Annotated in this window: 4 protein-coding genes; all 4 read right to left on the bottom strand. The window is 71.9% G+C overall.

The annotated features are described in order from the left end of the window. Positions 1 to 104: 104 nt before the first annotated feature. The 4 genes from AB0P17_RS43060 to AB0P17_RS43045 all read right to left on the bottom strand — a co-directional run bounded on the left by AB0P17_RS43060 (position 105) and on the right by AB0P17_RS43045 (position 5,905). Positions 105 to 1,649 (bottom strand): RNA polymerase sigma factor, encoded by a 1,545-nt coding sequence (locus AB0P17_RS43060; RefSeq protein WP_365820566.1) that lies wholly within the window; start codon positions 1,647 to 1,649, stop codon positions 105 to 107. 340 nt (positions 1,650 to 1,989) lie between these two features. After that, positions 1,990 to 2,931 (bottom strand): FadR/GntR family transcriptional regulator, encoded by a 942-nt coding sequence (locus AB0P17_RS43055; protein WP_365820564.1) that lies wholly within the window; start codon positions 2,929 to 2,931, stop codon positions 1,990 to 1,992. 105 nt (positions 2,932 to 3,036) lie between these two features. Continuing rightward, entirely contained in the window at positions 3,037 to 4,977 is a 1,941-nt protein-coding gene (locus AB0P17_RS43050; RefSeq protein WP_365820562.1) for an ABC transporter ATP-binding protein, read from the bottom strand. A gap of 163 nt (positions 4,978 to 5,140) precedes the next feature. Then, positions 5,141 to 5,905 carry an NUDIX domain-containing protein gene (locus AB0P17_RS43045; RefSeq protein ID WP_365820560.1) on the bottom strand — a complete coding sequence of 255 codons (765 nt, stop codon included), beginning with the start codon at positions 5,903 to 5,905 and terminating at the stop codon, positions 5,141 to 5,143. Between the last annotated feature and the right edge of the window lie 328 nt (positions 5,906 to 6,233).

Genomic DNA, 6,233 nt, shown 5'->3' with positions numbered 1-6,233 from the left:
AGGACGAATCAATGTGCCGAGACGGAGCGAGCGGAGCGAGTGCAGTGCACCAGACGCCGCAAGCCCCGCCCTGCGGGCGGACGGCGCTACTTTCGCAACACGCCCTAGTCGAGGTAGTCGCGCAGCACCTGCGACCGGGACGGGTGGCGCAGCTTCGACATCGTCTTCGACTCGATCTGGCGGATGCGCTCACGCGTCACGCCGTAGACCTTGCCGATCTCGTCCAGCGTCTTGGGCTGGCCGTCGGTGAGGCCGAAGCGCATGGAGACCACGCCCGCCTCACGCTCGGAGAGCGTGTCGAGCACCGAGTGGAGCTGCTCCTGGAGGAGCGTGAAGCTCACGGCGTCGGCCGGGACGACCGCCTCGGAGTCCTCGATGAGGTCACCGAACTCGCTGTCACCGTCCTCGCCCAGCGGGGTGTGCAGGGAGATCGGCTCACGGCCGTACTTCTGGACCTCGATGACCTTCTCGGGGGTCATGTCGAGCTCCTTGGCCAGCTCCTCCGGGGTGGGCTCGCGGCCCAGGTCCTGGAGCATCTGGCGCTGCACACGCGCGAGCTTGTTGATGACCTCGACCATGTGCACCGGGATACGGATGGTGCGGGCCTGGTCGGCCATGGCGCGGGTGATCGCCTGCCGGATCCACCAGGTGGCGTACGTGGAGAACTTGTAGCCCTTGGTGTAGTCGAACTTCTCGACCGCGCGGATCAGACCGAGGTTGCCCTCCTGGATCAGGTCCAGGAAGAGCATGCCGCGGCCGGTGTACCGCTTGGCCAGCGAGACGACCAGCCGGAGGTTGGCCTCCAGCAGGTGGTTCTTGGCGCGGCGGCCGTCCTCGGCGATGATCTCCAGCTCACGCTTGAGCTTGGGCGCGAGCTTGTCGGCGTTGGCCAGCTTGTCCTCGGCGAAGAGACCGGCCTCGATGCGCTTGGCCAGCTCGACCTCCTGCTCCGCGTTGAGGAGCGGGACCTTGCCGATCTGCTTGAGGTAGTCCTTGACCGGGTCGGCGGTGGCACCGGCGACGGCGACCTGCTGCGCGGGCGCGTCGTCCTCGTCGTCGTCGGAGAGGACGAAGCCCTTGTTCTCGCCCTCGGTCTCCTCCTCCTCGCCCTTCCCCGCCTGGATCTCCTCGGTCGGCTCCTCGCCGTCGACGATCTCGTCGGCGTCCTTCTTGCCCGTGGTCTTCTTCGCCGTCGTCTTCTTGGCGGCGGTCTTCTTGACGGTCGCCTTCTTCGCGACGGTCTTCTTCGCCGCCGCCTTCTTGGCGGGGGCGGCGGTGTCGTCGGCGGCGCCGACGCTCTCCGCCGTCGGGGCGGCGGTGGCCGCGACGGTCCTGGTCACGGTCGTCTTGGCCGCGACGGTCTTGGTGGCGGTGCGCTTGACCGGGCTCTTCGCTGCGACGCTCTTGCGGGTGCGCTTGGGCGACTCCGCGGCACTGACCATCAGCGTCACACCCTCTTCCTCGAGGATCTGGTTGAGGCTGCGCAGAACATTCTTCCACTGGGTTGGCGGAATCTGGTCGGCCTCGAAGGCGCGACGCACGTCATCGCCGGCGATCTGCCCATCAGCCTTTCCCCGCTCGATGAGCGCCATCACAGACTCGGACTCGGCGATCTCCGGCGGGAGCGTACGGGATGTGCTGGCCGACACGAACAACCTCTCGGAACGATGGAAACGGCTTCCGGCCCCGCCCATGATCGGGCCGGAGCCGACGACCGTCGACTGGGGATGTCGCCGACGGCGCGGGCTGGACCTCGGAGTTGAATACAGCGCCCTACGCGGCGGTCGTATTCCCTCCTCGGCTGTCACCTCTTAGGTCATCGCCCTGCCTCCAGGAGTGTTACGCCCAATCCGCGTGGCCCGAGTCACACCCCATTTACGGCAAAGCGGCCAGAAGCGGGATTCACCACCCCACCGTCGTGTCGCCGGGCCTCCTGGCCCGGCGACACACGACGCGTACTTCCCCGTACGCCCTGGCCCCGGGGAGCGCTCAGTGCTCGCGCGGCGCCGGTACGACACGCTCCACATCGGGCTGGACGGTGAGCAGTTGACGCATGGCCGATTCCGCGGCGTGCGCGTCCCCGGAGGCGAGGGCGTCGACGATCCGCGCGTGGTGGTCGAGCGACGCCTCCGTGGGGCGGTCACAGCCGGTCACCGGACCACCGGAGACCTGGAGGGCGGCCGAAACAATGCCCGCGAGGTGCTCCAGCATCCGGTTGCCGGCGAGCTGGATCAGCAGGGAGTGATATTCGGCGTCCGCCCGCGCGAAAGTGATCGCGTCGCCCTGGGCGAGGGCGTGTCCCATGATCCCGACCATGTCCGCGAGGCGCTGTTGCACATCGGCCCGGCCGTGGCCGGCCGCCAGCCGCGCGGCGAGTGGCTCGATCGTCCAGCGCAGCTCGCTCAGCTCACGTCGCTGATCGTCGCGCTGCGGCCCGAAAGCGCGCCATTCGATGATGTCGGCATCGAGCAGATTCCAGTCACTGACCGGCCGGACCCGGGTACCGACATTGGGCCGGGCACTGACGAGTCCTTTCGCCTCAAGAACGCGCAGCGACTCCCGCACCACCGTGCGGGAGACCTCGAAGCGCTGGCCGATCTCCTCGGGAACGAGCGGCCGGTCGGCGCCCAGATCACCGGAGACGATCATCTGTCCGAGCTGCTGGACGAGTTGGCCGTGCAGTCCACGGCCCCGACTGCTTGTCGTACGCCGTCCCACGCGGCCCAGATCGGTATCGGCGCCGTCCCAGACAGGTCCGGCCATACGGTCGGCGCCGGGCGCCTCGGCGAAGGGGTAGCGGTCGAGTTCACCGGATTCGGCGAGGCCGGACTCGACGGAGCGGGCGGCGGTCATCATGGCGTGCGCAAGGGTACTCACGCATCCTTTGTCGGCGTTGCCTCCACGCGCCTTGAGGTCTTTGGTGAAAAGCACACGAAAGGGTGATCGGCGCCCGCCCTTCGATTGACGCCTTATCGGAAAGAAGCGGGCGTTATCAGGGGAGTTACGGCCAGGAGGTGACTCTCCGGTCGCACGTGGTCACCAACGGGGCCTGCGGCGAAGGCCCGTGAGCAGATACGCGCAGAGCAGGGCCGTCAACGACAGGGTGAGCGCCGCCGCTACGGGCTGGGCCGCGAGCTTGAGCGTCGCCGTCAGCCACAGGTCGGCCTGGCCGGGCCAGGCCGGCCAGGCCAGGTCCCGCAGTCTGTCCTGGAGTCCGGCGACCGAGCGTGCGGCCGGCCCGGCGAACGCCTTCTGGATCAGCGGACCTACCAGCGTCGGTACGGCGACGACGGCGGCCATGCCCGCGATCGTGATCCGGAAGACCCCGGCGCCGAGCAGCCCGGCCCAGGCGCTGCCGACCGCCAGTCCGGCCCAACCCGCCGACAGGGAAGCCCAGTTGGCCGGTACTGGGAAGGCGGCGGCGCCGTACACGAGGCGTAGCGCCGCGCCGTCGGCCAGTACCGCGAGGAACGCGAGGAAGAGCGCCACGGCGGCCGTGACGGCGAGCTTGGCGAGGAGCAGGGCGAGACGGCGCGGAACGGTGCCGCGCGCGCTCCCGAGGGTGGGGTGGCGGAACTCGTCACCGAAGGAGAGCGCCCCGAGCAGACCGGCGCCGAGGACGGCGGGCGGCAGCGGCAGGATCACGGGCCAGGCGGCGAGCAGTCCGGGCAGCGGGGTCCCGCCGGTGCGGGCGAGCGGTACGGCGAGGGCGACGGACGCGACGAGCACGGCAGCCATGATCAGCGGCGCGGTGCGCACACCGAACATGCGGCGCAGCTCGTAGCGGACGGGCCGGAGCGGGGAGCGGACCGGACGCCCGGGCAGCGGCGGCGGCAGCCGGGCGGGGTCGCCGGCACGGGGACGGCCGGTACGGGGACGGGGGGCCGCAACAGGACGAGCGGCGGGCCGGGTTCCCGCGCGGGCCTCCGGGGCGACGCCGGGACCGGGCACCGACGCGGAGGCAGGGGCGGGGACGGGAGCAGTGGTGCCGGCAGGGGCAAGGGCGGGAGCCGGGGCGGGAGTGGCGGCATGGACGGGAGCGGCGGCAGGCGCATGGGCGGGGGCCAGGACGGGAGCGGGGACGGGAGCCGGCGCGGGCGTGGGGCCCATGTCGCCGGTCTCGTCGGCGAGCCGGTGAACGAGGACGCCGTGCCGGAAGGCGGTCTCCCCGATCTCGGGGCAGCTGCTGCCGTAGACGGTGAGCAGGCTGCCGGCCTCGGCGACCACTTCGACGGAGCGGCGCCCGGCGCGGGCCTCGCGATTCAGTGCGTCGGCGAGCCGGGCGGCGTGCGGGGTCCGGACGGCGACGCGGGGCCGCAGGCGGGTGCGGGCGAAGGCGGCGGTGTCCTGGTCGGCCACGAGCCGGCCCTCGTCGAGCGTGACGACGTGGTCCGAGGCGCGGGCGGCTTCCTTGGGGTCGTCCGTGGTGTAGAGCACGGTGCCGCCCTGCCCCGCGTGGGCGCGCAGCAGTCCGTGCAGCCAGTTCCTCTCACGCGTCGAGAGCTCCGCGGACGGCGCGTCGAGCAGCAGGGTGTGCGGATCGCCCAGCAGCGCGACAGCGAGGCCGAGTCTGCGGTCCGTGCCGCGCGACAGGGAGCCGAGCCGTTCGTCGCGCAGGGGGGCGAGCCCGACGACGTCGAGGAGTTCGTCGGCGCGGGAGGCGGGCACCCCGGCGGCGGCGCAGACCAGCTTGAGCTGGCCGCGGACGGTGCGCGCGGGATGACCGGGCACGTCGCCGAGGAGCACCCCGATCTCGCGGGCCGGGTGGGCCACGCGGTGCAGGGGACGTCCGCGGAAGTAGGTGACGCCGCGGCCCGGTTCGAGTTCGAGCATCAGCCGGAGCGCGGTGGTCTTGCCCGCGCCGGGGGCACCGAGGAGCGCCGTGACGGAGCCGGGACGCGCCTCGAAGGTCAGATCGTCCACGGCGGGCGTGAGGTCCCGGCGGGGGGCACTGGTCAGTCCGATGGCCTGGAGCATCGCTTCTCTCGCAAGGAGGTGAGACCGCACGACGGCAGCGGTACCGCAGCACGATAACGCGATATGTCCGATTTGCCAGTCAAGGGCGGCCGTTCGAGTTCCGCCCGTCGCACTCGAACGCCGGATCCCACCCACCGGATCGCGCCCGTCGGCACAGCACCCGTCAGACTTCGGGGCGCAGCATCGGCGGGTTGAGTACGGTCGCCCCGCCGGCCCTGAACAACTGTGCGGGCCGGCCGCCCTGACGGGTGGTGGTGCCCCCGGACGGGACCAGGAAGCCCGGGGTGCCGGTGACCTTGCGGTGGAAGTTGCGGGGGTCGAGCACCACGCCCCACACGGCCTCGTAGACCCTCCGCAGCTCGCCGACGGTGAACTCGGACGGGCAGAACGCCGTGGCGAGCGAGGAGTACTCGATCTTGGAGCGGGCGCGCTCCACCCCGTCCGCGAGAATCCGCGCGTGGTCGAAGGCGAGTTGCGCGGGCTGCTCGTCCTCCCGGCCGAAGCCGCCCTCCTGGCCCAGCAGCGCGTCGACCGGGGCCCAGCGGGCGCTGTTGGCGTCGCCCCCGGCCCGGGGCGCGGGCAGGTCGGGCGAGAGTGCGAGGTGCGCCACGCTGACCACCCGCATCCGGGGATCGCGCCCGGGATCGCCGTACGTGGCGAGCTGTTCGAGGTGCGCGGCGTTCCCGGGGGCCGGCGAGACCGGGTCGTGGGCACAGAGCCCGGTCTCCTCCACCAGTTCGCGCGCCGCCGCGCCCGCGAGGTCCTCGTCGGCCTTGACAAAGCCGCCGGGCAGCGCCCAGCGCCCCTGGAAGGGCGGCTCTCCGCGTCGCACGACCAGCGCGCAGAGCGCGTGACGGCGGACGGTGAGCACCACCAGATCGACGGTGACGGCGAATGCCGGGTAGGCCGAGGGGTCGTAGGGCGACATGCCGCGATCTTAGGCGTCTGCCTGACGATAAACACTCCTTCCGTCATTCACGCCCATTACTTCCGGGCCGTCACCGCCGCCCGCCGTCATCGCCCGCTCCTGGTCCCGCGCTGTCCGCCGCGCCGTACCGCGACATCCCGGCCGCGCGCCGCCCCGGCGCCGGGGCGCGGCCGCTTCGGCTCGGGGACCCTCCGCGGCCCGGGCGGACGCGCGGCCCGCGGCTTGGTCCGGCGCCAGCGCCTTCCTCGCGCTCAACTCCGGTAACGGGTACTTCACGGATCCGGCGACGGACGGGGTCGTCGCCTATCGCGAGGCGGGCTCGTACCTG

The organism is Streptomyces sp. NPDC088124 (assembly GCF_040685895.1).
Lineage (GTDB): Bacteria > Actinomycetota > Actinomycetes > Streptomycetales > Streptomycetaceae > Streptomyces.
Note: the sequence above shows the minus strand (reverse complement) of the source record. Positions and strands in the feature narration are given on the sequence as shown.